This is a genomic window from Streptomyces sp. NPDC001594 (assembly GCF_042893675.1).
In the GTDB taxonomy this organism is placed as follows: Bacteria; Actinomycetota; Actinomycetes; order Streptomycetales; family Streptomycetaceae; genus Streptomyces.
The window spans coordinates 121390-144977 of sequence record NZ_JBIAVB010000021.1 but is presented as its reverse complement, the minus strand read 5'-3'; the positions used below and the strand labels follow the sequence as shown (position 1 = coordinate 144977).

The 23588-nt window shown below is 74.4% G+C and carries 20 protein-coding genes; 12 read left to right on the top strand and 8 right to left on the bottom strand.

The genetic code is table 11. From position 1 onward, the window contains the following. Positions 1 to 158: 158 nt before the first annotated feature. The 3 genes from ACFY0O_RS33205 (at position 159) to ACFY0O_RS33195 (ending at position 3582) form a co-directional block, all read left to right on the top strand. Complete coding sequence (locus ACFY0O_RS33205) at positions 159 to 1469, top strand: LLM class flavin-dependent oxidoreductase (protein ID WP_388953748.1); 1311 nt, start codon at positions 159 to 161, stop codon at positions 1467 to 1469. Then, complete coding sequence (locus ACFY0O_RS33200; RefSeq protein ID WP_388953746.1) at positions 1466 to 2500, top strand: LLM class flavin-dependent oxidoreductase; 1035 nt, start codon at positions 1466 to 1468, stop codon at positions 2498 to 2500. Before ACFY0O_RS33205 ends, ACFY0O_RS33200 begins: the two co-directional genes overlap by 4 nt. A gap of 146 nt (positions 2501 to 2646) precedes the next feature. Next, positions 2647 to 3582 (top strand): D-alanyl-D-alanine carboxypeptidase family protein, encoded by a 936-nt coding sequence (locus ACFY0O_RS33195; RefSeq protein ID WP_388953743.1) that lies wholly within the window; start codon positions 2647 to 2649, stop codon positions 3580 to 3582. Between the two features lie 37 nt (positions 3583 to 3619). On the opposite strand, the gene ACFY0O_RS33190 is transcribed toward ACFY0O_RS33195, so the two are convergent. The 4 genes from ACFY0O_RS33190 to ACFY0O_RS33175 form a co-directional block, all read right to left on the bottom strand. Next, positions 3620 to 4312, bottom strand: a complete 693-nt coding sequence (locus tag ACFY0O_RS33190; protein ID WP_388953741.1) for an RraA family protein — start codon at positions 4310 to 4312, stop codon at positions 3620 to 3622. Between the two features lie 135 nt (positions 4313 to 4447). Beyond that, positions 4448 to 5305, bottom strand: a complete 858-nt coding sequence (locus ACFY0O_RS33185; RefSeq protein ID WP_388953739.1) for a DUF72 domain-containing protein — start codon at positions 5303 to 5305, stop codon at positions 4448 to 4450. A gap of 20 nt (positions 5306 to 5325) precedes the next feature. Further along, a complete protein-coding gene (locus tag ACFY0O_RS33180) occupies positions 5326 to 6066 on the bottom strand; it encodes a PP2C family protein-serine/threonine phosphatase (RefSeq protein WP_388953736.1) in 741 nt (246 codons plus the stop codon). An 87-nt stretch (positions 6067 to 6153) separates the two neighbouring features. After that, the gene (locus ACFY0O_RS33175) at positions 6154 to 7062 is read right to left on the bottom strand and encodes an MBL fold metallo-hydrolase (protein ID WP_388953734.1); all 909 of its coding nucleotides are present in this window, start codon (positions 7060 to 7062) and stop codon (positions 6154 to 6156) included. Positions 7063 to 7176: 114 nt separating this feature from the next. Here ACFY0O_RS33175 and ACFY0O_RS33170 point away from each other — a divergent pair, with 114 nt between their 5' ends. The 4 genes from ACFY0O_RS33170 to ACFY0O_RS33155 all read left to right on the top strand — a co-directional run bounded on the left by ACFY0O_RS33170 (position 7177) and on the right by ACFY0O_RS33155 (position 11917). After that, positions 7177 to 8103 (top strand): AraC family transcriptional regulator, encoded by a 927-nt coding sequence (locus ACFY0O_RS33170; protein WP_388953731.1) that lies wholly within the window; start codon positions 7177 to 7179, stop codon positions 8101 to 8103. A 92-nt stretch (positions 8104 to 8195) separates the two neighbouring features. Then, positions 8196 to 9554 carry a radical SAM protein gene (locus ACFY0O_RS33165; protein WP_388953728.1) on the top strand — a complete coding sequence of 453 codons (1359 nt, stop codon included), beginning with the start codon at positions 8196 to 8198 and terminating at the stop codon, positions 9552 to 9554. A gap of 271 nt (positions 9555 to 9825) precedes the next feature. After that, positions 9826 to 10548: a DUF4142 domain-containing protein gene (locus ACFY0O_RS33160; protein WP_388953726.1), complete on the top strand. Its 723-nt coding sequence runs from the start codon at positions 9826 to 9828 to the stop codon at positions 10546 to 10548. A gap of 4 nt (positions 10549 to 10552) precedes the next feature. Further along, the gene (locus tag ACFY0O_RS33155) at positions 10553 to 11917 is read left to right on the top strand and encodes a DUF1996 domain-containing protein (RefSeq protein ID WP_388953724.1); all 1365 of its coding nucleotides are present in this window, start codon (positions 10553 to 10555) and stop codon (positions 11915 to 11917) included. Positions 11918 to 11950: 33 nt separating this feature from the next. Here the strand turns inward: ACFY0O_RS33155 and ACFY0O_RS33150 are convergent, their stop codons facing one another. After that, positions 11951 to 13129, bottom strand: coding sequence for a PucR family transcriptional regulator (locus ACFY0O_RS33150; protein ID WP_388953721.1), 1179 nt, complete (start codon positions 13127 to 13129; stop codon positions 11951 to 11953). Between the two features lie 513 nt (positions 13130 to 13642). On the opposite strand from ACFY0O_RS33150, the gene ACFY0O_RS33145 reads away from it, so the two are divergent. From ACFY0O_RS33145 to ACFY0O_RS33125, 5 genes are all read left to right on the top strand, one after another. Further along, a complete protein-coding gene (locus ACFY0O_RS33145; RefSeq protein WP_388953718.1) occupies positions 13643 to 14647 on the top strand; it encodes a hypothetical protein in 1005 nt (334 codons plus the stop codon). Beyond that, positions 14644 to 16107: an NADH-ubiquinone oxidoreductase-F iron-sulfur binding region domain-containing protein gene (locus ACFY0O_RS33140; RefSeq protein ID WP_388953716.1), complete on the top strand. Its 1464-nt coding sequence runs from the start codon at positions 14644 to 14646 to the stop codon at positions 16105 to 16107. Before ACFY0O_RS33145 ends, ACFY0O_RS33140 begins: the two co-directional genes overlap by 4 nt. A 149-nt stretch (positions 16108 to 16256) precedes the next feature. Beyond that, on the top strand, positions 16257 to 17312 hold the full coding sequence (locus ACFY0O_RS33135) for an SCO0930 family lipoprotein (protein WP_388953713.1): 1056 nt from the start codon (positions 16257 to 16259) through the stop codon (positions 17310 to 17312). 91 nt (positions 17313 to 17403) lie between these two features. Further along, the gene (locus ACFY0O_RS33130) at positions 17404 to 17856 is read left to right on the top strand and encodes a hypothetical protein (protein WP_388953711.1); all 453 of its coding nucleotides are present in this window, start codon (positions 17404 to 17406) and stop codon (positions 17854 to 17856) included. A 179-nt stretch (positions 17857 to 18035) separates the two neighbouring features. After that, positions 18036 to 19607 carry an alpha/beta hydrolase gene (locus ACFY0O_RS33125; protein WP_388953760.1) on the top strand — a complete coding sequence of 524 codons (1572 nt, stop codon included), beginning with the start codon at positions 18036 to 18038 and terminating at the stop codon, positions 19605 to 19607. Positions 19608 to 19629: 22 nt separating this feature from the next. Here the strand turns inward: ACFY0O_RS33125 and ACFY0O_RS33120 are convergent, their stop codons facing one another. The 3 genes from ACFY0O_RS33120 to ACFY0O_RS33110 are packed head-to-tail and all read right to left on the bottom strand — an operon-like array spanning position 19630 to position 23440. Beyond that, on the bottom strand, positions 19630 to 20952 hold the full coding sequence (locus ACFY0O_RS33120; protein WP_388953709.1) for an MFS transporter: 1323 nt from the start codon (positions 20950 to 20952) through the stop codon (positions 19630 to 19632). A gap of 3 nt (positions 20953 to 20955) precedes the next feature. Further along, positions 20956 to 21369: a PaaI family thioesterase gene (locus ACFY0O_RS33115; RefSeq protein WP_388953706.1), complete on the bottom strand. Its 414-nt coding sequence runs from the start codon at positions 21367 to 21369 to the stop codon at positions 20956 to 20958. A 55-nt stretch (positions 21370 to 21424) separates the two neighbouring features. Continuing rightward, complete coding sequence (locus ACFY0O_RS33110) at positions 21425 to 23440, bottom strand: FAD-dependent oxidoreductase (RefSeq protein WP_388953704.1); 2016 nt, start codon at positions 23438 to 23440, stop codon at positions 21425 to 21427. Positions 23441 to 23588 lie beyond the last annotated feature (148 nt).

The following is a 23588-nucleotide window of genomic DNA, read 5'->3' as shown; positions in this document are numbered from 1 at the left end:
GGGCCCGCCATACCCGTCCCGGCTCGCCCCGGGGACGGACAAGTACCGCCGCGACCTTGTACGGTTACCGCACAGTAGATGCTCGGAACGCCTCGGGAGCGCGTGTTTCGAGTGGACAGCTCTCTTCACCCGGAAAACTTCAGCCGAGGGGAAATCGCATGGTTCATCGGAAACGCACGATGAAACTGGGGGCCATCATCGACGGCCCCGGTTCGCACATCGCCGCCTGGCGCCACCCGTCCACTCCGCTCGACGCCCAGCTCGACTTCGCCTTCCACCTGGCGTGCGCCCGGACGCTCGAAAGGGGCACGTTCGACTGCCTCTTCGTGCCCGACGTGGTGGCCGTCTGGGGCACCGACGTCCGGCACATCAGCCAGACGGCACGCAACGAGCACTTCGAGCCGCTGGGCCTGCTGGCCGCCTACGCCGCCGGTACCGAGCACCTCGGACTCGCCGCGACGGCGACGACCACCTACAACGAGCCCTACGACATCGCCCGCAGGTTCACCTCCCTCGACCACATCAGCGGCGGACGGGCCGGCTGGAACGTGGTCACCTCCGCCGCGCCCTGGGAGTCGCGCAACTTCGGCTTCCCCGAGCACATGGAGCACGACCGGCGCTACGTCCGCGCCGAGGAGTTCATCGGCGTGGCCAAGCGGCTGTGGGAGCAGGCGCGGACGGGGGTCCGGCCCCCGGCCCCGGGTCCCGGCGAGTTCTTCGACGTACGGGGACCGCTGAACCTGCCCGCCTCCCCCCAGGGCCGTCCGGTGGTCTTCCAGGCCGGGGCCTCGCCCGTGGGCCGGGAGTTCGCCGCACGGCACGCAGAGGTGATCTTCACCCGGCACACGCGGCTGGAGGACGGGCAGGAGACCTACGCCGACCTCAAGCGGCGGGTCGCCGCCCACGGCAGGGATCCGGAACGGGTCCAGATCTGGCCCGGTGTCCAGCCGCTGGTGGCCAGCACCGAGGAGGAGGCCCGCCGGCTGATCGGCGAGCTGCACGACCTCGTCCCCGACATCGCCGCCGTCCGGGCGCTCCAGGAGCAGTTGGGCGACGTGGACCTGACCCGCTACCCCCTGGACGGCCCGGTCCCCGACCTCCCGGCGTCCAACCGCTCGTCCAGCACCAACCGGATGTGGGTCTCGCTGGCCCGGCGGGAGAACCTGACCCTGCGACAGCTCGCGCTGCGCCAGGTCGCCGACTTCTTCGCCGGCACGCCGGAGCAGGTGGCGGACCACATGGAGCAGGGCTTCACCGCACGTGCGGCCGACGGCTGGATCGTGGACTTCCCCCACCTCCCCTCCTCCCTCGACGCCTTCGTCGACCACGTCGTGCCGGAGCTGCGCCGGCGCGGCCTGGTGCAGGAGGAGTACGCCGAGGGCACCCTGCGCCGGAAGCTGGGGCTGGACGCCCCCGAGGACGAGCCGACCACCACCGACGAGGCCACGATCACGGCAGGTGCCGCATGACCCAGCGCGACGGACGCATCACCCTGTTCACCCGGCTGATCACCGCCCCGGGCGCGGCGGACCCCGCCCCGGGCTCCGGCCACGGCCCGTTCGCCCGGGTACGGGAGCGGGCCCGGCAGGCGGAGGCCGCCGGGATCGACGCGCTGCTGGTCCACGACCGCCAGTCGGCGGCGCCGGACGACGCCGAGGCCCCGTACTTCGAGGCCGGCACGCTCGCCGCCGCCCTGGCGGTCGGCACCAGCGCCGTGGGTCTCGTGGCCTCCGTGTCCACGCAGCACGCGCTCCCCTACCACGCGGCCCGCATCCTGGCCACGGTCGACCACCTCGCCCCCGGGCGCGCCGGCTGGCAGCCGCTCATCGACGCCGACCCGGACGCGGCCGCCAACTACAGCCGCGGCGGCGTGACTTCGGCGGCCGAGCGGCGGGCACGCGCCGCGGAGTTCGTCACGGTGCTGACCGGGCTGTGGGACAGCTTCGACGACGACGCCTTCCTGCGGGACCGGGAGTCGGGCGTGTACTTCACCCCCGAGAAGCTGCACCCGCTCGACCACAAGGGCGAGTACTTCGACGTGGCCGGGCCGCTGAACATCGGCCGTCCGCCCCAGGGGCACCCCGTCCTCGTCCAGCGGGTGCGCGACGCGGACGACCTCGCCCTCGCCGCCCGCGTGGCCGATGTCGTCCTCCTCCCGGCGCAGGACGGCCGGGACGCCGCCGCGGTCCGGGAGGCCCTGCACGCGGGGGCGAAGGAGGCCGGGCGCGAGGCCGGTGACCTCGCCGTCCTGCTGGACGTCCCGGCCGACGGCGGTCCGGACACGGCCGGCCGGATACGGGCCCTGTTCGCCTCGGGCGCGGTGGACGGCTTCACCCTGCTGGCCCCGGCCGGTCCCGCGGACGCCGCGCACGAGGCGGTCCTGGCCCTCGTGTCCGAGCTGCGCGCTGCGGACACCGGCGGACCGTCCGTCCCCGCCGGGGCCACCCTGCGCGCCCGGCTCGGCCTGCCCCGGCCGGCGGGGCGCCACCGGACGGTCTGAGCCGGGCCGGCCGCGGCGGCGTTCGGTGCACCTGACGCCGTCGGGGCCGCGCGGCGGGCCGTGCCCGGTGTCGGCGGGCGGAAGGATGGGGAGACCAACACCTGTCTCCCCTCCGGGCTTTCTTCTCCCGCTCTTGTGAGGATCGAATGATCGCCAGTCTGATGCGGCGCGCCCGGGGCGCGCTCGCCGTCGCCCTCACCACCGGCGCCCTGTTCACGGCCGCCGTCCCCGCCCACGCCGCCGCCCCGCCCGCCCTGACCGCGGCCGGCGCGATGCTCGTCGACGCGGGCACGGGGGCCGTGCTGACCTCCAAGGCCCCCGACACCAAACGCCAGATGGCGAGCACCACCAAGATCATGACGGCTGTCGTGGTCACCTCGCAGCCCGGCCTCGACCTCGACCGCAAGGTCACCGTCAAACAGGAGTACCTCGACTACGTCTACCGCAAGGGCGCGAGCTCCGCCCGGCTGAAGGCCGGGGCCGCGCCGACGGTCCGTCAGCTGCTCTACGCCATGCTGCTGCCCTCGGGCTGCGACGCCGCGTACGCCCTCGCGGACGCCTTCGGGACCGGCCCCACCACCGCCGGGCGCACCGCGGACTTCATCGCGAGGATGAACGCCAAGGCGAAGGCGCTGGGCATGACCGGGACCGTCTACGACAGCTTCGACGGGATCTCCCCGACCGGCAACAACCTCACCACCCCGCGCGACCTCGCCCGGCTCACCCGGCAGGCGATGGCCGTCCCGCTGCTGCAGACCGTGGTGAAGACCACCGCCTACGGCACGGGCGGCACCTCGTCCCTCGCCGCCTGGTCCAACACCAACCTGCTGGTCCAGCCGCGGCCCACCGGCTACGGCTACCCCGGCGCCCTCGGGGTGAAGACCGGCACCACCACGGCCGCGGGCAAGTGCCTGGTCTTCTCGGTCACCCGGGGCGGCAGGACGGTCATCGGCGTGCTGCTGAACGACGAGGAGCGCTACATGGACTCCATGGCCCTCTCGGACTGGGCCCTCGGCCCGGCCACCGGGGCGAGGACGGCGCTTCGCGGCGGCGGCGGGCCGGTCCCCGACGTCCTCGACTGACCGCGCCCGGCCGGGCCGGGGGCGGGGCGTTCGCGGGTCACTCCTCGATCGCCCCGCCGATGCGCCGCAGGTGCGCCCGGAAGGTGTAGGAGGGGTCGGCGGCGCGGCGGGCGAGGTAGTCGGCGAACGCGGTCTGTTCGCGCAGGGTCTCACCGTCGCGGATCCTGCGGGCCTGTTCGCGTTCGGTGCCGTGGATGCGGTGCGCCGCCGCCAGGACCTCCTCGGCGCGTGCGGCGGGGACGAAGAGGACGCCGTCCTCGTCGCCGAAGACCAGGTCCCCGCCCCGCACCAGGTGGTCCCCGCACCGGGCGCTGGTCAGAGCCTCGGGCTCGCGCGCGTCGAGCCGTACGGGGCCGGCCGGGCAGCTGCCGTAGCTGAAGACCGGCAGGCCGATCGCCGCCAGCTCCGGGGTGTCGCGGTGCAGGCCCCACACCACCAGCCCCGCGACGCCCGCCGCCCGTGCCTCCAGGACGGCGAGGTCGCCGACGCAGGCCTCGTCGGTGCGGCCGCCGTTGTCGATGACGAGCACGTCGCCCGGCGCGGCCGCGGCGAAGGCTTCGAGGAAGACGTCGACGCTGCCGTAGTGCCGCACCGGCAGGGCCCGGCCGGCGAGGCGTCCCGCGGCCGGGACGGCGGCGATGCCCGGCGGTGCGACGCGCAGCGGTACCCCGGTGCGCACGCAGGCGTCGGCGATCAGCGGTGTGGACAGTTCGGCGAATTCCTTCAGCACGGCGTTCTCCTGACCCCGAATCGGACCCGCCCCGCAGGCGTACGCCGATCCTAGGCGTACGCCGCTGGATGGGGCCGGGGGTAGGGAGACCACCGGGATCGTGATCACGCCGCCGGTGACGGGCGGGGCCGCGGACTACCTGCGGTGGGTGGCCGAGGAGTCGGCGGCCGGGTAGGAGCGGCGCACGCCGCGGTTCTCCGCGGTGGGCGGTGCGGAGTGCCCCGGCGGAGCGGGCGGCGGGGTACGGGTGACAGTGCGGCCGTGTGCGGCGGCGGACCGGGCGAAGCGGGACGCGTCGGCGACGGCCGCGCCGCCCGGGTCGTTGTTGAAGTACACGTAGACGTCGTCCCGGTCGGGCCAGCCGTCGGCGATGCGGCGGGCCCAGGAGTCGAGTGCCTGCCGGCCGTAGCGGGGCGGCGGGTTCGCGGCGCCCGCGTGGAGGCGTACGTACCCCCAGGACGCGGTGCGCCAGAGCGGGGTCACCGGCCGCGACCACCGGTCGGCCCAGCACAGGGCGCTGCCGTGGGCTTCCAGGACGGCCCTCAGCCGGGACTCCGCGGCCCACCAGGACGGGTGGCGCGGCTCGACGGCCACCCGCACGGTGCCCGGGAAGCAGGCCAGGCAGGCGTCGAGTGCGCCGGGGTCCGCCCGGAGGGTGGGCGGAAGCTGGAGCAGGAAGGGGCCGAGGCGGGGGCCGAGGCCCGCGGCGCGCTCCAGGAGCCGGTGCACCGGCTCCTCGGGGTCGCGCAGGCGTTTGACGTGGGTCAGGTAGCGGCTGACCTTGACCGCCATCACGAAGTCCTCGGGGGTGCGCTCGCGCCAGGAGGCGAAGGTCCCGGTCTCCGGGAGCCGGTAGAAGGCGTTGTTGTTCTCCACAGTGGCGAAGCCGCGGGCGTACTCCTCGAGCCAGAGCCGCTGCGGCAGGCCCTCGGGGTAGAGGGGGCCGCGCCAGTCCTTGTACTGCCAGCCCGAGGTTCCCACGTACAGGGGCATGTGCGGCTCCCCTCGCGTTCCTACGCCCCGACCCGGACCAGGGCGAGGGTGATGTTGTCGGGGCCGCCTGCCTCGATGGCGGCCTTCCACAGTTCGAAGGCGGCGCGGCCGTCGTCGTGGACCCGCAGGACGGCGTCGACGGCCTCGTCGGGCAGCGGGTCGGTGAGTCCGTCGCTGCACACCAGGTAGCGGTCGCCCGGGGACAGCGGCAGGGCCGCCACATGGGGGACGGGGGTGCCCGAGGCGCGGCTGCCGCCGAGGGTCTGGGTGACGGCGGAGGTGGTGCGGTGCCCGGGCGGCGGGGGCGGGCTGTCGTCGACGCTGACCCGGCGCAGGCCGTCGGGGCCGGCGGAGTAGACCCGGCTGTCGCCCACGTTGAACACGAGCAGTGACCCTTCGAGCACGAGGACGCCCGCGACGGTGGTGGCCATGGTGTACATCTCCGGATGGCCCTCGGCGGTCGCGTCCACCTCGTGGTCGCACACCTCCAGGGCGTGACGGAGGGTGTCCGGCCCGTCCAGGGTGGGGCCGAGGGCGGAGAGGCGGCGGGCGACGAGGGCGCTGGCCACCTCACCGGCCGGGTGCCCGCCGAGTCCGTCCGCGACGGCGACGACCAGGGGGCGGCCGAGCGGGAAGACGAAGGTCTGGGGGCTGTCGGTCACGGTGGCGCACAGGGTCCACGGTCCGACGACGAGGCTGTCCTCGTTGTGCTCGCGGACCAGGCCGGCGTGGCTCAGGGCGGTCACCGCTACGTACGGCATCCCCCCATTGTCGCGCGGCGCGCGGCGCGGCACACCATCGGCGCCCCGGCGGATCCGGCGGGAGCCGGGTCAGCCGGGGCGCGGCGGTCAGCTGCCGGACGCCCACCCGGCGACGGCGAACCGTCCGTTCTCCTCCCGGACTTCGAAGGCACCGGTGCCGCCGAAGTGGGCGGGGAGGACCAGCTCCCCCTGTTCGGCCGCGCGGCCCAGGATCCGGCGGCGGGTGTCCGCCGCCCGGCCCTCGTCCATGCAGAAGCAGCTGTTGCAGGAGGGCTGGAGGACCTGCACGGGGCTGTGCAGCACGTCCCCGACGAAGACCGCCCGGTCGCTGCCGGAGGCCAGGCGCAGCACCGAGGAACCGGGGGTGTGGCCGGGGGCCGCCTCCAGGGTGAGGTGGCCGTCGATGCGGTGGGAGTCCTCCCACAGCACCACCTGGCCGGACCGGTGGACGGGGGCGACGCTGTCCTCGTAGACCAGCCGGTCGACCTCGCGCGCGCCGCCGCCGTAGCCGCCGCGCGGGCCGAAGTACGCGTCGTCGGCGGCAGGGACGAGGTAGCGGGCGCGGGGGAAGGCGGGGACCCATTCCCCGTCCGCGTCCACGGTGTTCCAGCCCACGTGGTCGGCGTGGAGGTGGGTGTTGACGACCACGTCCACCTCCTCCGGCCGGACGCCGGCCGCCGCCAGGTCGGCCAGGAAGCCGCCCTGCCGCCGGTGGAAGAGCGGGGAGCCGGGGCGTTCGCGCCCGTTGCCCGCCCCGGTGTCCACCAGGACGGTGCGGCCGGCGCTGCGCAGCACCCAGGTCTGGAGGGTGAGGACGGCCTGGTCGGTGTCGGGCTGCCAGTGGTCGGGGGCCAGCCAGTCCTCGTTCTCCTTCCACAGTTCTGCGCCGGCGTGCGGGACGAGGTCCCGGGCGGCCGCGAAGGGCCCCTGCGCCTCGATGACGCGGGTGATCTCGACGTCCCCCAGGACGAGGGTCTGCGTGTTCTCGTTGGTCATGCGCCTCAGCGTAGGAAGGCGGGATGATCCGTCCAATGCTCGTTCCGCTCAAACGGATACGCGTGCCGCTCACCGTCGGCGGGGGGCGGCGGGTACCGGCGGTACCCTGCGCGCATGGACGTGGTGAGCGACGCGATCTCCGCCGTACGCCTGGGGCGCCCCTCCTCCGACCGGGTGCGCATCGGGGGCAGTTGGTGCGTACGGCTGGACCCCTACGAGGGGGCCGGTTTCCACGTCGTCCTCGCGGGCGAGTGCTGGCTGCTGGCCGACGGGGGCGAGCCGGTCCCGTTGGCCGCGGGGGACGCGGTGCTGCTGCCGCACGGGGCGGGCCACGTGCTCGCGGACTCCCCCGTGGATCCGGCGGCCGCGGCGCGGGCCCTGCCGCTGGAGCACTACCGCGACGGGCGGGCCGCGCCCGCCCCGCAGCCGGGCCGTGGGGCGGCGGAACCGGTGCAGATGCTGTGCGGCAAGTACCGGCTCGACCGCAGCCGGGTGCACCCGCTGCTGGCGGAACTGCCCGGCGTGGTCCGTCTTCCGGACGGGGTGCACGGCGAACTCCAGGCGGCCATCGACCTGTTGGGCGGGGAGCTGGATTCCCGGCGGCCCGGGTCCTCGATCGCCCTGCCGAGCCTGCTGGACCTGCTCCTGGTGTACATGGTGCGCGCCGCGGTGGCCGGGGCGGCGCCGGGTGCCTGGTCGGCGGCCCTGGCCGATCCGGTGACCGCGGCGGCCCTCCAGGCGATGCACGCCGACCCGGCGGCCCCCTGGAGCGCGGACCGCCTGGCCGCCGAGGCGGGCGTCTCTCGGCCGACCCTGGTGCGCCGGTTCACCCCGCTGGTCGGCCGTCCCCCGATGGCGTACCTGACCTGGTGGCGGCTGACGCTGGCCGCCACCCGGCTGCGCGACACCCCGGACTCGCTGGCCGCCATCGCGGCCCGGGTCGGCTACGGCAGCCCGTACGCCCTGTCCCACGCCTTCGTGCGGGAGTTCGGCACCACGCCCGGCCGCTACCGCGCCACGCTCGGCACCACCCCGGTCTGAACCTGTTCAAACGAGCGGATACCGTGGATCCCATGGATGTGTCCGCCGGGGCGCGCGAGCCCCGCGGGCACCCGTCTGCCCGAGGAGTTCGCATGGCAACCCAGACCCGTACCGCGCTGGTCGAGGACCTGATGGCCCGCTTCCCCCACGTGCCGCGGGAGGCCGTGATCAAGGAGGACCTGCTGCGGGGCGGCATGGCCTTCGACGAGTCGGCGCTCAGCGGCGGCGGGGCGGACGGACCGGGCGGCGGCGACGTCAAGCCGAAGTCGTACTTCATCTTCTCCTTCGACCACCGCACCCTCCCGGAGCTGGGCGCCGCCGCGCTCAACCGGCCGCCGGAGGAGATCGTGCTCACCGGCGGCCCGTACGGGCTGCGCCGCACCGTGGTGTCGGTACGGGTCAACCCGGACTCCCCGTACGTGGTGCGCGGCGGCGAGGACGGCACGCTGGGCCTGTACCTGGACGGGGCGCGGATCTCGGACGTGGGGCTGCCGCCGATGCCGGAGTACTACCGGCACAAGCTGTCGAACGGCAAGTCGGTGATGGAGGTCGCGCCGACCATCCAGTGGGGCTACCTGATCTACCTCACCGTCTTCCGGGTGTGCCAGTACTTCGGCGCGAAGGAGGAGTGCCAGTTCTGCGACATCAACCACAACTGGCGCCAGCACAAGGCGGCGGGCCGCCCCTACACGGGGGTGAAGCCGGTGGAGGAGGTGCTGGAGGCCCTGGAGATCATCGACCGGTACGACACGGCCGGCACCTCGCGCGCCTACACCCTCACCGGCGGCTCCATCACCTCACAGGTCGGCGGCCGGGACGAGGCCGACTTCTACGGCCACTACGCGCAGGCCATCGAGGAGCGCTTCCCCGGCCGCTGGATCGGCAAGGTCGTCGCCCAGGCCCTGCCGCGCGACGCGGTGCAGCGCTTCCACGACCACGGCATCCGGATCTACCACCCCAACTTCGAGGTGTGGGACCGCCGGCTGTTCCAGCTCCACTGCCCGGGCAAGGAGCGGTATGTCGGCCGTGACGAGTGGCACCGCAGGATCCTGGACTCCACCGAGGTGTTCGGGCCGCGCCACGTGATCCCCAACTTCGTGGCGGGCATCGAGATGGCCGAGCCCTTCGGGTTCACCACGGTGGGCGAGGCCATCGACTCGACCACCGAGGGCCTGCGGTTCTTCATGTCGCACGGGGTCGTGCCGCGCTTCACCACGTGGTGCCCCGAGCCGACCACCCCGCTGGGCAAGGCCAACCCGCTGGGCGCGCCGCTGGAGTACCACATCCGCCTGCTGGAGGCGTACCGGGCGACGCTGGAGGAGTTCGGCCTGAGCTCCCCGCCCGGGTACGGGCCGGCCGGTCCGGGGCGCGCGGTGTTCTCCGTCAGCTCGTTCATGGACAGCCTGGAAGGGCTGGAGGAGCCCGCGGCCGACGCTCCCGCCGCCTCCTGACCTCCTCTTTTCCGCTCCTCCCCGCCCAGCACGGCCCCAGGGGCCCGGTCCGCACGGACCGGGCCCCTTCGCCGTGCGGCGGGGGCTTCGGGTCCGACCCGGACGCGGGCAAGGTAGCAGCCTCGCCGGGAGCCGTGGCGATGTTTGTCGGATGGTGATGGTCCTCCCCGACTCCGGCGCGCCGGGCACTAGCGTCCCGTGCCACCCCCAGCCCACCGAGCGAGGAGGCAGCGTGCTGTCATTGCGGCGGCGATCCACCGGCGGCCTGTCCGTGGCCACGAGATACACGATCGGGAGCGGCCTGGTCATCACCGCGCTGGTGGCCACGCTGGTCGCGCTGCTGGTCCCGGTGTCGAAGTTCGGCGACCGGGCCGCCGCGGCGCCCGCGGGGGCCTCCGCCCTGCCGCCCGGGGTCGAGGACGACGGGGCCGGGACCATGAGCACGGCGTACGGGCCGCTCAGCCCCGTCGACCGGGACTTCGTGCGCAAGGTGCGGCTCGCCGGCCTGTGGGAGCTGCCCGCCGGAGGGCAGGCGCAGCAGCGCGGCACCCGCCCGGCGGTGCGCACCGCCGGAGCGCACCTGGTGGAGGGCCACACCGCACTGGACCGGCAGGTGATCCAGGTGGGCCAGGCCCTCGGCGTGGACCTGCCCGACAAGCCCTCCGCGCAGCAGCAGGGCTGGCTCGACCAGCTGACGGCCGCTCAGGGCCCGGAGTACGAGCGTCTGTTCGTCCAGCTGCTGCGCCGGGCGCACGGCAAGGTGTTCGCCCTGCTGGCGCAGGTACGGGCGCAGACCCGCAACTCCATGGTGCGCGCGCTGGCGACCTCGGCCAACACCACCGTCCTGGACCACATCACGGTGCTGGAGGAGACCGGGCTCGTCGACTTCGACTCCCTCTCCGACGCGACCCCGGCGCCCTCCTCGCCCGGCCCGGCGCGCCCCCAGGGGGCCTCTGCCCCTCCGATGTCCGACCGACGATACGAAGTGAAGTGATCGCATGAGTCAACAGGGCCACAGGCGCCCCCGGTTGTCGAAGAAGCTCCTGGCCGTGGTCAGCGCCCTGGTACTGGGCGGCGGCGGGGTGGCGATCGTCGCCGGCACCGCGAACGCCGGCCAGGACGCCTCCCGCACCGGCCAGGTGACGGCCACCATCGACTGCCCGGACGTGGGCGACAAGCTCACGGCCGTGCCCGACGGGGCCAGGGCGGAGGTGGACGAGAACCTGGCGCAACTGGACGTCCAGGTGGCCGACGCCTACCGGCAGCTCGCCGGGGGGCAGGTGCGGGGCAAGGCGCAGCAGGACGCGCTGCTGGGCCGGCTGCGCGACCAGCGCGGGACGACCATCTCCCGGGTCTCCGACGCGATAGGCCGCTCGGGCGGCCGCCAGGAGGGGCTGGGAGCGCTGGGCGGCTGCTCGATGAAGGAGGCTCCGGCGCAGGAGGACACGGCCGCCGACGGGGCCCGCAGCATCGGGCAGAAGGCCGGTCCGGCGAAGAGCGACTTCGTGGACATCACCAAGGTCCGGCCCAACGCGAAGGCCCCGGCGGCCTCCGCGGCCGCCTCGAAGGGCACGTTCACCTCGGAGTGCGGGCGCAACGAGAACGGGCACTTCAACCCGGACAACGTGATCGTCGCGCCGGGCGTCTCCAACGGGGCGCACCACATGCACGACTACGTGGGCAACAAGACCACCAGCGCCTTCTCCACGAACAACAGCCTGGCAGCGTCGGGGACCACCTGCGCCAACGGCGACCAGTCCACCTACTACTGGCCGGTGCTGCGGCTGCGCGACGGCCGGGCGGAGCGCGACGCGAAGGCGCCGGGCGGCGGGCAGGACGCCAATGTGGGCACGATCCTGCGGCCCAAGCAGGCGAGCATCAGCTTCAAGGGCAGCCCGGTCGGCCCGGTGAAGGCGATGCCCCGGTTCCTGCGGATCATCACGGGCGACGCGAAGGCCTTCAGCAACGGCACCGCCAACGCCAACGCCTCCTGGAGCTGCACCGGTTTCGAGGACCGGCAGCTGAAGGACAAGTACCCGCTCTGCCCCAAGGGCAGTGACGTGGTGCGCACGTTCACCTTCCAGAGCTGCTGGGACGGCCGCAACACCGACAGCGCCAACCACCGCACCCACGTGGACTTCCCCGATCGGAACGGGCGGTGCAAGAAGGGCTTCACCGCCATCCCGCAGCTGGTGGAGCGGGTCACCTACGGGGTGGCGCCCGGGGCGCGGTTCGCGGTGGACAGCTTCCCCGAGCAGCTGCACAAGCCGGTGACCGACCACGGCGACTTCATCAACGTGATGTCGGACGGTCTGATGGCCCGGGCGGTGGGCTGCATCAACGGCGGGCGGTCCTGCCGCTGACCCGCCCGCGACGCACGGCGGCCGGCCCGGCGGTCACAGGCCGTTGACGCGGGCGATCCGTCCGACGGCCAGGGGCGGGAACTCGGCGCCGACCACGCGGGCGGCGCGGCGGGCCACCCGGGAGTGCTGGCGGCGCACCTGCGCCATCAGGCGGCGGCTGCGCAGGGCCATCTCCAGTTCGAAGCGGGTCCGGGGGTCGCGCAGTCCGGGCCCGAACAGCTTCTCCAGCTGGCGCATCCGGTATCGGACGGTCTGCGGGTGCACGTTGAGGGCCTTCGCGGCCTCGGGCGCGCCGCCGCCCTCCAGCCAGGCGAGCAGGGTCACCTCCAGGCGTTCGCTCTGGCGCGGGGTCAGGTCGGCCAGCGGCCGCAGCCAGCGGGCGGCGAGGGCGTGGGCCAGGGGCTCGTCCTGGAGGAGGAGCAGGGTGGAGAGGTGGTCGTCCACGAAGACGGCCCGGGCGTCGAGGCCGCCGCGGGCGGGGGCGAGGGTGAGCAGGCGCAGGGCCCAGCGCAGGGAGGAGGCGGTGTCGCGGAGGGGGACGGCGTGTCCGACGGCGGCGACCCGGCCGCGCAGCGGGGGTTCCAGGACCGCGCGGGCGTCGGCGTCGGGGCTCGGGAGCAGCAGGCAGGGGCGGCCGGCGAACATGCCGGCGAGGGCGTCGTCGAGGACGGCCGCCAGTTGCTGGGCCTCGCCGGGGGTGGCGAGCGCGATGGCCCGGACGGCGGCGGGCAGCGGCCAGCCGGCGGCCCGGGCGAGGTCGTCCAGGGAGTCCTGGGAGGCGGCCCGGTCGTCGGTGAGGGCCTTGAAGAGTTCCTGGCGCAGCCGGTCGGGCGCGCCGGTGCCGGCCTCGTGCCGGATCCCGTGGCCGTGGTCGTGCGGGTGGGCGTGGCCGTGTGCGTGGCCGTGCTCGTGGCCGGCCCCGCGCACCGCCTCGGGGGCGCCGCCGCGGGGGTGCTCGCGGCGGCCGTCGTGCCGGACCTCGTGTCCGGCGTCGCCTGCGGCCCGGTCGCGGGCGGGTTCGTCGCCCCCGGCCTCGTCGCGGGCGGGTTCGTCGCGGTAGCCGAGGGCGGTGAGGAGGGCCTCCTCCACCCGCTGCCGGATCAGTTCGTCGCCGACGGCGTCATTACCGTCGACAAGTGTGGAGAATCCGGGAATTCCCTGCAGGAGCTCCTCCACTATCTCCGCGGCCAGTGCGGGGAGTTCCCTGCGCACGACACGCGTCCACTCTCCTCGCGGGCGGGACCAGATGCGGTTCAGAAGTTCGCACATCGTTTCCTCGTTCTTGCCGGGGTGAGGCCTGTCCAGTGGAGGAGCGACAAGCCCGTCAGGGTTGTCTGCCTCGCCAACAACCCAGCCTGTCAAGAGAGTTGCAGCTCCCACGCGCCCTTCTGGAGGGATCCGGCCACTTTTGCGCCCCGCGGGTTTGCCTTGTTTTTGCCCCGGGGGACGCATGGATGGCGTGCGACGCGGCGGCCTGTCACGACCTCCACTGGAGGGGAATCTTCCGGCGTTGTTCGATGCGCCGGAGACGCGGTGCGAGAAATTATCACGTTTCGATAAATCCTGTGGAGATGCTGCGCAGCTCCACGATGCTGCTGCACTCCGGCCCCGAGCCCCTTCGGCCGGCGCGGGAATTCCACAGCGCTGCCGGCCGTCACCACCACGATCCCGGGTGCCGAGCGCCAGGTGGACTGTGCTCGGAGCCCCGGTGCACAGGAGAACTGGATGCCCCTGCCCCAGCCGCACATACCCCGCTCCCACCGGTCGCGACGCAGGAGCCGCCACGCGGCGGCGGCCCCGGCCGCGGGACGGCGGGCCGTCCGGCGGCCCCCGCTCCTGCCCGCCTCCGGCCGGCTGCGCCCGAGCGCGCTCTGCGCCGCCGGTGCCGCACTCGTCTCGCTCCTCGTGGCGGTCCGCGCGGGGGCCCTGTCCCATCTGTGGGAGTTCCTCGACTACGGCGTGGGCGTGCTCTCGCTCGTCAGTCTCACCGCCACCGTCCTGTGGGGCCTGGCCGCCACCGACCGGGCCGTCCTCGGCTCCGGGCACCGGCTGCTGGCCCAGGGCGTGCACCGCGGGCTGGCCGTGGCCGGGCTGGGATTCCTGGCCCTGCACGTCTGGGTCAAGGTGGCCCAGGGGCACACCACGGCCGCGGGCGCGTTCCTGCCGTTCGCCGACGCGGACCGGCCCGTCCTGATCGGCCTCGGCACCCTGGCCGGATATCTCTTCGTCGCCGTCGCGGTCTCCGGAGCCGTGCGTAGTGTGTTCGCGGTCAAGAACCGCTCCGTGTGGTGGCGGGCGCTGCACATCGGCGCCTACCCGGCATGGGGCGCGTCCCTGGTGCACGGGCTGAAGGCCGGCCGCGCCGCGGACGCCTGGGTGACGGCCTCCTACGCCCTGTGCCTGGCCGGGGTCGCCGGGGTCATCGTGCTGCGCCTGCGCTCCAGGAGGATCGGCGCGCCCCCGCGGGTGGCCGCCGCCCCGCAGCCCGCCCCCGCCGCACCGGCAGCCCAACAGCCGCGCGAGCGAGCTGAGTTCGTCCAGGACATCCCCCTCACCGGGATGCCGTCGGTGCCCGGGCAGCGCGCCGCGGGCAGCACCTCGTCCGCCGCCCGGCCGACCGCGCCGCCACCCCGGCCCGGCTCCCAGCCGTACGCCGCCGCCACGGCCCCCGCGGGCCCGGGCGGCGGCGCGGGCTCCGGGCGGGGCGCCGGCCCTGAGGGGTGGCTGTGAGCGGCCCGGCGGAGCGCCCGGGACTCGGCTGCGTGGGCGCTCCCCGGCTGCTGACCGGGCTGGACCGCACCGGGTGGCTCGACCGCGAGGCCCATCTGGCGGCGCACGGCCCCCTCCCCCGCTTCCACCCGGACGAACTCACCGACCTGGCCTCCGACATCGGCCTGCGGGGACGCGGCGGCGCGGGGTTCCCCTTCGCCCGCAAGCTGCAGGCCGTCATGCGGTCGGCCGCGGAGAAGCAGTCCGCCACCGCCGTCGTGGTCAACGGCAGCGAGGGCGAACCGAGTTGCCTCAAGGACACGGCCCTCCTGCTGCACGCCCCGCACCTGGTGCTGGACGGCGCCCTGCTCGCGGCCGCCGCCGTGTCCGCCGAGGAGGTGGTCGTGGCCGTCACCCGCGCGGACGTGGAGCGCTCGGTGCGCGACGCCGTCGACGAACGCGGCCCCGGCGGCCGGCGGGTTCGGGTGGCCCGGCTGCCCGAGCGGTTCGTCACCGGTGAGGGCACCGCCCTCGTCAACGGGCTGAACGGCGGCCCGGCGCTGCCGTCCGGGCAGCGGGTGCGGACCAGCGAGCGGGGCCTGGGCGGGGTGCCGACCCTGCTGTCGAACACCGAGACCTATGCGCAGCTCGCCGTGGCCGCCCGGCTCGGGGCGCCGGCCTACCGCTCGGTCGGCCTGCCCTCCGAACCGGGGACCGTCCTGCTGACGGTCGCCGGGTCCACGGTCGTCGAGACCCCGTCCGGCACCTCCCTCGCGTACGTCCTGGACCTGTGCGGGAGCGGCGTCGGCCAGGGCGTGCTGGTCGGCGGCTACCACGGCCGCTGGCTGGATCCCGGGGCGGCCCGCTCCGCCGACCTGTCCCGGCAGTCCCTGGCCGCCTTCGGCGCGGTGCTGGGCGCCGGGGCGGTGCTGCCGCTGCCCGAGGAGACCTGTCCGGCCGGGGAGGTGGCGGCGGTGACGCGCTGGATGGCCAAGGAGTCGGCCGGCCAGTGCGGGCCGTGCGTCCGGGGGCTGCCCGCACTGGCCGACGTCCTGGAGGACGCCGTACGGGGCGGGGGCCGGGCCGCGCTGGAGGCGGTGGAGGCCCGGCTGAGGGGGGTCCGGCGCCGGGGTGCGTGCAGCCATCCGGACGGCACGTCGTACTTCGTCGCCTCGGCCCTCGCCTCGTTCCCCGACGAGTTCCGCGACCACGCCCTCGGCAGCGGCTGCGGCCGCCCGGTGACCGGGGCGCTGCCCCTGCCGCCGGACGAGGAGGCGGCCGGGGGCGCGGAGCGGCTGGTCGTCGACTGGACGCTGTGCAAGGGGCACGGGCTGTGCGTGGACGTGCTGCCCGACGTCGTACGGCTGGACGCGGACGGCTACCCGGCCCAGGCCTCCATGCCGGTCCCGGCGCGGCTGCGGCCCAAGGCGCTGCGGGCGGTACGGCGCTGTCCGGCGCTCGCGCTGCGGTTCCGGGAATGAGCCGCGCACGGCCCCGGCGGGCACCCGAGTTCATTCCTGTCGCGATCTGACAAATTCCCGGGGAATTCGGCTCCGCCCGGTCCGGGGCCCGTATCAATGGGCGAAGGCAGCGAGCCCACGGGATCGAACCAGAACCTCGAGGAGAGATCGTGAAGACCAGGACAATGCGCCGTGAGATATTCGCCGGATCGGCGGCGGTCGCGGTACTTCTGCTGACGGCCGGCTGCGGTTCCGGCGGGAATTCCGCCGCGAAGCAGGACGCGGTGAAGCCGGTGGGCGACAGCAAGCAGCTCGACCTCTACGGGTCGGGCTACGGTTCCGGTTCCGGTTCCGGTGACGCCCCGGCCGGCGGGGGTGCGAAGAGCGGCCCGGCCGGACAGCTGAAGGCGCAGGAGGTGGCGGGCGTGGGCTCCGCGGTCACCGACGGCGAGGGCTTCACCCTCTACCGGTTCGACAAGGACACGGCCAAGCCCCCCAAGTCCAACTGCGAGGGCGACTGCGCCCAGGCCTGGCCGGTGGTCCTCGCGGACGACGCGCAGGCCGGGGCGGGTGTGGACGCCGCGGCGCTGGGTTCGGTCACCCGGGCCGACGGGACGAAGCAGCTGACGGTCGGGGGCTGGCCGGTGTACCGCTACGCGAAGGACACCAAGGCCGGGGACGCGCTCGGCGAGGGCGTCGGCGGCACCTGGCACGCCCTCGGCCCCGACGGCAAGCCGGCCGCCGCCGGCAAGGCCGCGGGCTCCGGCTCCGGAATGGGGGCGGGAATGGGTTCCGGATCGGGAATGAGCGCCGGAATGTCCATGGACATGGGTTCCGGGGCGAATTCCACGGCGGACGGGAAGAAGGTCTCGCTCTCGGTCCGGCAGAACGCGCAACTGGGCTCCATCGTGCAGAACGCGGAGGGCTGGACCCTCTACCGTTTCGACAAGGACAGCGCCTGGCCGATGAAATTCGGCTGCCTCGACGCCTGCCTGGACACCTGGAAGCCCGCCGCACCGGTGGACAAGACGCAGGTCTCCGGAATTCCCGCGAAACTGGTCGGCTCGGTGAAACGGCCGGACGGTTCGGAGCAGCTGACGATCGACTGCTGGCCGGTCTACACGTTCACCGGTGACAAGCAGCCGGGCGACGTCAACGGGCAGGGCAAGCAGAACCTCTGGTTCGCCGTCACCGACCAGGGCAAGAAGGCGAAGGCCGCCGGCTAGGCCGCCCCGCTCACCCTCAGACCCCGTGGTGCCCGGCCCCCCTCCCCCGCCGGGCACCACGGTCCTTTCCCGACCAGCCCGTGAGGTTGCCATGTCCCCGTCCGACAAGCGCCGGATCCGCCGCGCGTGCGCGCTGGGCGCCGTCCTGTGCGCCGCGCTGGCGGCCGGTGCCTGTGCCGCCGCGCCGGCCCGCCCGGGGTCCGCGCACGCGGCCCACGCCGCCCCCGCGGCGAGCACCGCCCCCGCCGCCGCGGCGACGGTCGAGCAGCTCGCCTCCGCCCTCGGCTGCACCGCCGAACTGGGCATCCAGGCGGAGGAGTTGCGCCAAGGCTCCTGCGAGACCGGGCAGGGCGCCTACCGCATGACCACGTTCGCCGCCGCGCAGGGCCTGCGCTCCTGGCTGGCGGAGGCCGAACCCTACGGCGGCGTCTACCTCGTCGGTGACCGCTGGGTGGTCACCGCCCCGACCGAGGACGCCCTAGCAGGGCTGCGCGAGCGCTTCGGCGGGAGCGTGGAGAAGGGGACGCAGCACACGGGCCACTGAGCGGGGCCCCTTGCCGACGCGCCGCCAGATCCTGCGGCGCGTCGGCCAGTTGTCCGGAATCGGATCGTTCGCGAGGAGGACAAGAGCCGTCGCGAGGGATGATTCGCCCCGCGCGCCGGTCCTCCAGGGTGGGCAGGGTATCGCCCCACTCCGAAAGGAACGGCCCCTCCGTGCTGCGGATGAAACGTCTCGCGCCCCTGCTCGCCACCGCCGGGCTGCTCGCCGGCGCCCTCCCCCTGCTGACGGCCGGCCAGGCCTCCGCCGACCCCGCCGCCGCCCAGGAGTACGCCCCGCCCAAGCCCGCCTGGCACCGGTGCGCCGCCGAGCAGCCGGCCGCGTACGAGTGCGCCACGCTCAAGGTGCCGCTCGACTACCGGCAGCCGCGGGGGCGCACCCTCGACCTAGCGATATCCCGGGTCAAGGCCCCCGACCCCGCCAAGCGGCGCGGGGTCCTGCTGATGAACCCCGGCGGCCCGGGCGGCCCGGGGCTGGACCTGCCCCTGATGGCGGACGGGGCCCTGCCCAAGGAGGTCCGCGAGCGGTACGACCTGATCGGCTTCGACCCGCGCGGGGTCGGCGCCAGCAGCCCGATCAGCTGCGGACTGACCGACGCGGAGCAGGAGTTCCAGCGCGCCTACCGGCCCGAGACCTTCCCCTCCGACGTGGCCTGGGCGCGCAGGGTCGCGGACAAGTGCCGGGAGAAGGCCGGTGCGGTGCTCCCGTACGTCACCACGCGCAACACCGCCCGCGACATGGACGCGGTCCGCGTGGCCCTGGGCGAACGGAAGATCTCGTACCTGGGCTACTCGTACGGGACCTATCTGGGGGCGGTGTACACGCAGCTGTTCCCGTCCCGGACGGACCGGTTCGTGCTGGACAGCGCCGTCGACCCGCAGCGGATCTGGCGCGGCATGCTCCAGGTGTGGGCCACGGAGGCCGAGCCGGCGTTCGCGCGCTGGACGCGGTGGACGGCGGAACGGGACGCCGAGTACCACCTGGGGGCCACCCCGGAGGCGGTGTCCGCCGCGTTCTGGGCCCTGGTGGCGCGGGCGGACCGCGATCCGGTCGAGTTCCAGGGCCGGAAGATCACCGGGGACGACATCCGCAGGGCCCGGCCGCTGTTCTTCTCCCCCGCCCAGGCGGCCCCCGTCGTCAGCGCACTCAAGGCCGCCGCCGACGGCACCCCGCCGCCGCGGGCCGCGGCCGTCCCGGACATCGGTGCGGCCCTGCGGGGCGGCGCGGCCGAGCCGGCCTCGGACAACGCCACGGCCGTGTTCTGGTCGGTGGTCTGCGGGGACACCGACGCCTGGCCGCGCGACCCGGAGCGGTACCGGCGTGACGCGGAGCGGGACAAGGCCCGTTACCCGCTGTACGGGGACATGGCCTCGAACATCAAGCCGTGCGCCTTCTGGCAGCGGCCGGCCGAGGCGGCCGTGCCGATGCGGCTCCGGGCGGACGTGCTGACCGTGCAGAACGAGTGGGACTCGCAGACCCCGCTCGTCAGCGGGCAGGGGATGCACGCCGTCCTGCGGGGTTCGCGGATGGTCACGGCCCTCGGCGGCGAGGGGCACACGGTGTACCTGTCGGAGCCCGGGTCCTGTGTGAACGGCCCCGTGAACACCTATCTGGCCACCGGCCGGCTGCCCGGCCACGATGTGACCTGCACGACCGTCCCGGCCCAGGCCGAGCGGCGCGGGGCGGTGCCGGGCCCGTCGCCGCTGCCCTTCCCGGCCGGACCCGGGCGGTTCTGAGCCCCGCCGCCGGGGGCGCCGCTCACGCCCCCGGCGTCGTCTCCCCGGCCCGCCGGCTCCGGCCTGCGCCCGGGGTCCGCGCACCGTCGGCGGCCCCCTTCACCACGGGCCCGCCGCGGGCGCCCCGCAGCGGGGTCGTCAGTCCCGCCGCGAGGATCAGCAGGCAGATCGCGCCGCCCGCCACACTGGCCGCCGGGACCCCGTACCGGGCGCCCAGGACGGTCAGCACGGCGGCGCCCAGGGGGCCCGCGGCGTTGTGCACCGTCCAGAAGGCCGAGGTGACCCGGCCGAGCAGCTCGTCAGGGGTGACCTCCTGGCGCAGGGTCATCGAGCTGACTCCGCCGAGGGTGGAGCCGAACATGAACACGGCGGCCAGCAGGGCGATCACAAGCACGCTGCGGCTGAGGCCGATGCCCGCGACCGAGACCGCGACGAGTCCGACGGAGCCCAGCCAGCAAGGCCCGAAGCCGAGGACGCGCCGCAGCCGGCCGGCCGCGAGGGCGGCCGCGATGACGCCGAGCCCGCTCACGGCCATCACGTAGCCGACGGTGGCCGCGTTCCGCCCGAGGTCCTCCGTCAGCCGGTAGACCAGCAGGTCGGTGGCGCCCATGGTGACGAAGGTCAGCAGGGTGAGGAGGACGGTCAGGGGGCGCAGCAGTACGTGGCCCCACAGGAAGCGGAAGCCGACGGTGAAGACCTCGCGCAGCCCTCCGGCCGGGGCGGCCGGGGCCGGCGCGGGGGTCTCGTCCGTGGGCGGAGCGGCGCGGCCGAAGGTCACCCGTCGCAGGCTGACCGCCGAGACGAGGAAGGTCGCCCCGTCGATCCCGAGGGCCCATTCACCGCCCGGCCCGCCCGTGATCAACCCGGCGGCGATCGGCCCGGCCAGCGTCCCGAGGGCGAAGGTGCCCATGAGCCGCGCGTTGGCGGCGGTGAGCTCCCCGGTTCCCACCAGGTGCGGGACGGCGGTCACGTACGCTACGTCGAACACCGTCTTCAGGGCGGTGACCAGCACGGTCAGCACGTACAGCGGCCACATCAGCGGCCCGGCCGTCAGCCAGACCAGCGGCACCGCGCCGAGCAGGACGGCCCGCGCCAGATCACAGGCGATCATGAGCCGCCGGCGGTCGGAGCGGTCCACCACATGGCCGGCGAACAGCCCGGTGAGGATCCCGGTCACCCCGGTGACGACGGTGATCAGGCCCATCTGGACGAGGGACCCGGTGGCGGCGAGCACGAGCAGGGGCAGCGCCACCAGTGAGAGCGAGCCGCCGACCACGGAGAGGGCCTGGCCCAGCCAGAAGACGGTGAAGTCGCGGTTGCGCCAGAGCGAGGAGGGTTCCGGCACCCGTCAGCCCAGCAGGGCGTACACGGTGGAGGCGGTGGCGGCCGGGTCCTGGGCCCCGTCGGGGGTCATGGTGGCGTCGGCGAAGGCCATGCGCTTGCCGAGCTTGGTGACCCGGACGGTGATCAGCACGTCGGCGCCGACGACGGGCCGCTGGAAGCTGGTCGACTGCTGCACGGTGGTCATGGGGCCGTACGCCCCGCGGGCGGCGGAGACCGCGATGACGGTGGCGGTGTCGGCGGCGGCCATCAGGGCCTGGCCGGACAGGCCGCCGCCGTCGCGGGCCAGGGAGTCCGACCAGGGCAGCCGCAGCACGGCGTGCCGCTCCCCGGTCTCCTCGACGGTGAGGCCGAGGGCGAGCACCCAGGGGGCGAAGTGGTCGGCGAGGATCTTGTCGGCTTCTGCGGGTGTCAGCGTCACCCGGAGATTGTGGCGGCCCGGCCGGACCGCCACAACTCCCTTTTCCCCGGAGGGATCAGAGGCCGGCGGCCAGCTCGGTGCCCTGGCGGATGGCCCGCTTGGCGTCGAGTTCCGCGGCCACGTCGGCGCCGCCGATCAGGTGCGCCGCGGTGCCCTCGGCGCGCAGCGCCTCGTACAGGTCGCGGCGCGGCTCCTGGCCGGTGCACAGGACGACCGTGTCGGCGGGGATCAGGCGCGGCTGCCCGTCGACGGTGATGTGCAGGCCCTCGTCGTCGATCCGCTCGTAGGTGGCGCCGGCGACGGAGACGACCCCGCGGTGCTTGAGTTCGGCGCGGTGGATCCAGCCGGTGGTGGTGCCGAGGCCGGCGCCGACCTTGGTGGTCTTGCGCTGGAGCAGGGTGACCCGGCGGGGGGTGGCGGGGCGTTCGGGGGCGGTGAGGCCGCCGGGGCCGGCGTACGCGGTGTCGACGCCCCAGTGCCGGAAGTAGACGGCGGGGTCCTGGGAGGCGCCCTCGCCGCTGTCGGTGAGGAACTCGGCGACGTCGAAGCCGATGCCGCCGGCGCCGACGACGGCGACGTTCTCGCCGACGGGGGCGCCGTCGCGCAGGACGTCGAGGTAGCTGACGACGTTCTCCCGGTCCACGCCCTCGATGGCGGGGGTGCGCGGGGTGACGCCGGTGGCGACGACGACCTCGTCGTAGCCGCGCAGGGTCTCCACGTCGGCGCGGGTGTCCAGGCGCAGGTCGATGCCGAGGGCCTGGACGCGGTTGCCGAAGTAGCGGATGGTCTCCTCGAACTCCTCCTTGCCGGGGATCCGGCGGGCGATGTCGAGCTGGCCGCCGATGTGGCCGGAGGCCTCGAAGAGGGTGACGGCGTGGCCGCGTTCGGCGGCGGAGACGGCGCAGGCGAGTCCGGCGGGGCCGGCGCCGACGACGGCGACGGTCTTCTTCGTCCGGGTCGGGGAGAGGACGAGTTCGGTCTCGTGGCAGGCGCGCGGGTTGACCAGGCAGCTGGTGATCTTGCCGCTGAAGGTGTGGTCGAGGCAGGCCTGGTTGCAGCCGATGCAGGTGTTGATGGTCTCGGAGCGGCCGGCGGCGGACTTGGCGACGAAGTCGGCGTCGGCGAGGAAGGGCCGGGCGAGGGAGACCAGGTCGGCGCGGCCGTCGGCGAGGATCTCCTCGGCCTTCTCGGGGGTGTTGATGCGGTTGCTGGTGACGAGGGGGACGGAGACCGCGCCCATCAGCTTTCGCGTGACCCAGGTGTAGGCGCCGCGCGGGACGGAGGTGGCGATGGTGGGGATGCGGGCCTCGTGCCAGCCGATGCCGGTGTTGATGATGGTCGCGCCCGCGGCCTCGATCTCCTTGGCGAGGTGGACGACCTCGTCGAGGGTGGAGCCGCCGGGGACCAGGTCCAGCATGGACAGGCGGTAGATCAGGATGAAGTCCTCGCCGACGGCGGCGCGGGTGCGGCGGACGATCTCCAGCGGGAAGCGCACGCGGTTCTCGTAGGCGCCGCCCCAGGCGTCGGTGCGCCGGTTGGTGGCGGCGGCGATGAACTCGTTGATCAGGTAGCCCTCGGAGCCCATGATCTCGACGCCGTCGTAGCCGGCGAGCTTGGCGAGGCGGGCGGCGCGGACGAAGTCCTCGACGGTCTGCTCGACCTCCTCGGCGGTGAGCTCGTTCGGGACGAAGGGGCTGATGGGGGCCTGGATCGCGCTGGGGGCGACGAGGTCCTTGTGGTAGGCGTAGCGGCCGAAGTGGAGGATCTGCATGGCGATCTTCCCGCCCTCGGCGTGCACCGCGTCGGTGATCACCCGGTGCTCGGCGGCCTCCTCCTCGGTGGTGAGGCGGGAGCCGCCCTCGAAGGGGCGTCCGGCGTCGTTGGGGGCGATGCCACCGGTGACGATCAGGCCGGCGCCGCCCTTGGCGCGCTCGGCGTAGAAGGCGGCGAGGCGCTCGAAACCGCCCTGGTGCTCCTCCAGGCCGGTGTGCATCGAGCCCATGATCACGCGGTTCGGCAGGGTGGTGAAGCCGAGGTCCAGGGGGCTCAGCAGGTGCGGGTACAGGGTCATGGGTGCGTGTCTCCTCGCGCGGTGTCCTGACCCTGTTGTAAGGGAGCGGGAGACGGTTTTGCAACTAGGTGCAAAACAGCTGTGGCGACTCTCACGGCCCCGATGCCCCTCCGGCGGGTGCCGGAGGGGCGGCGCGAGGGGCCGCCGG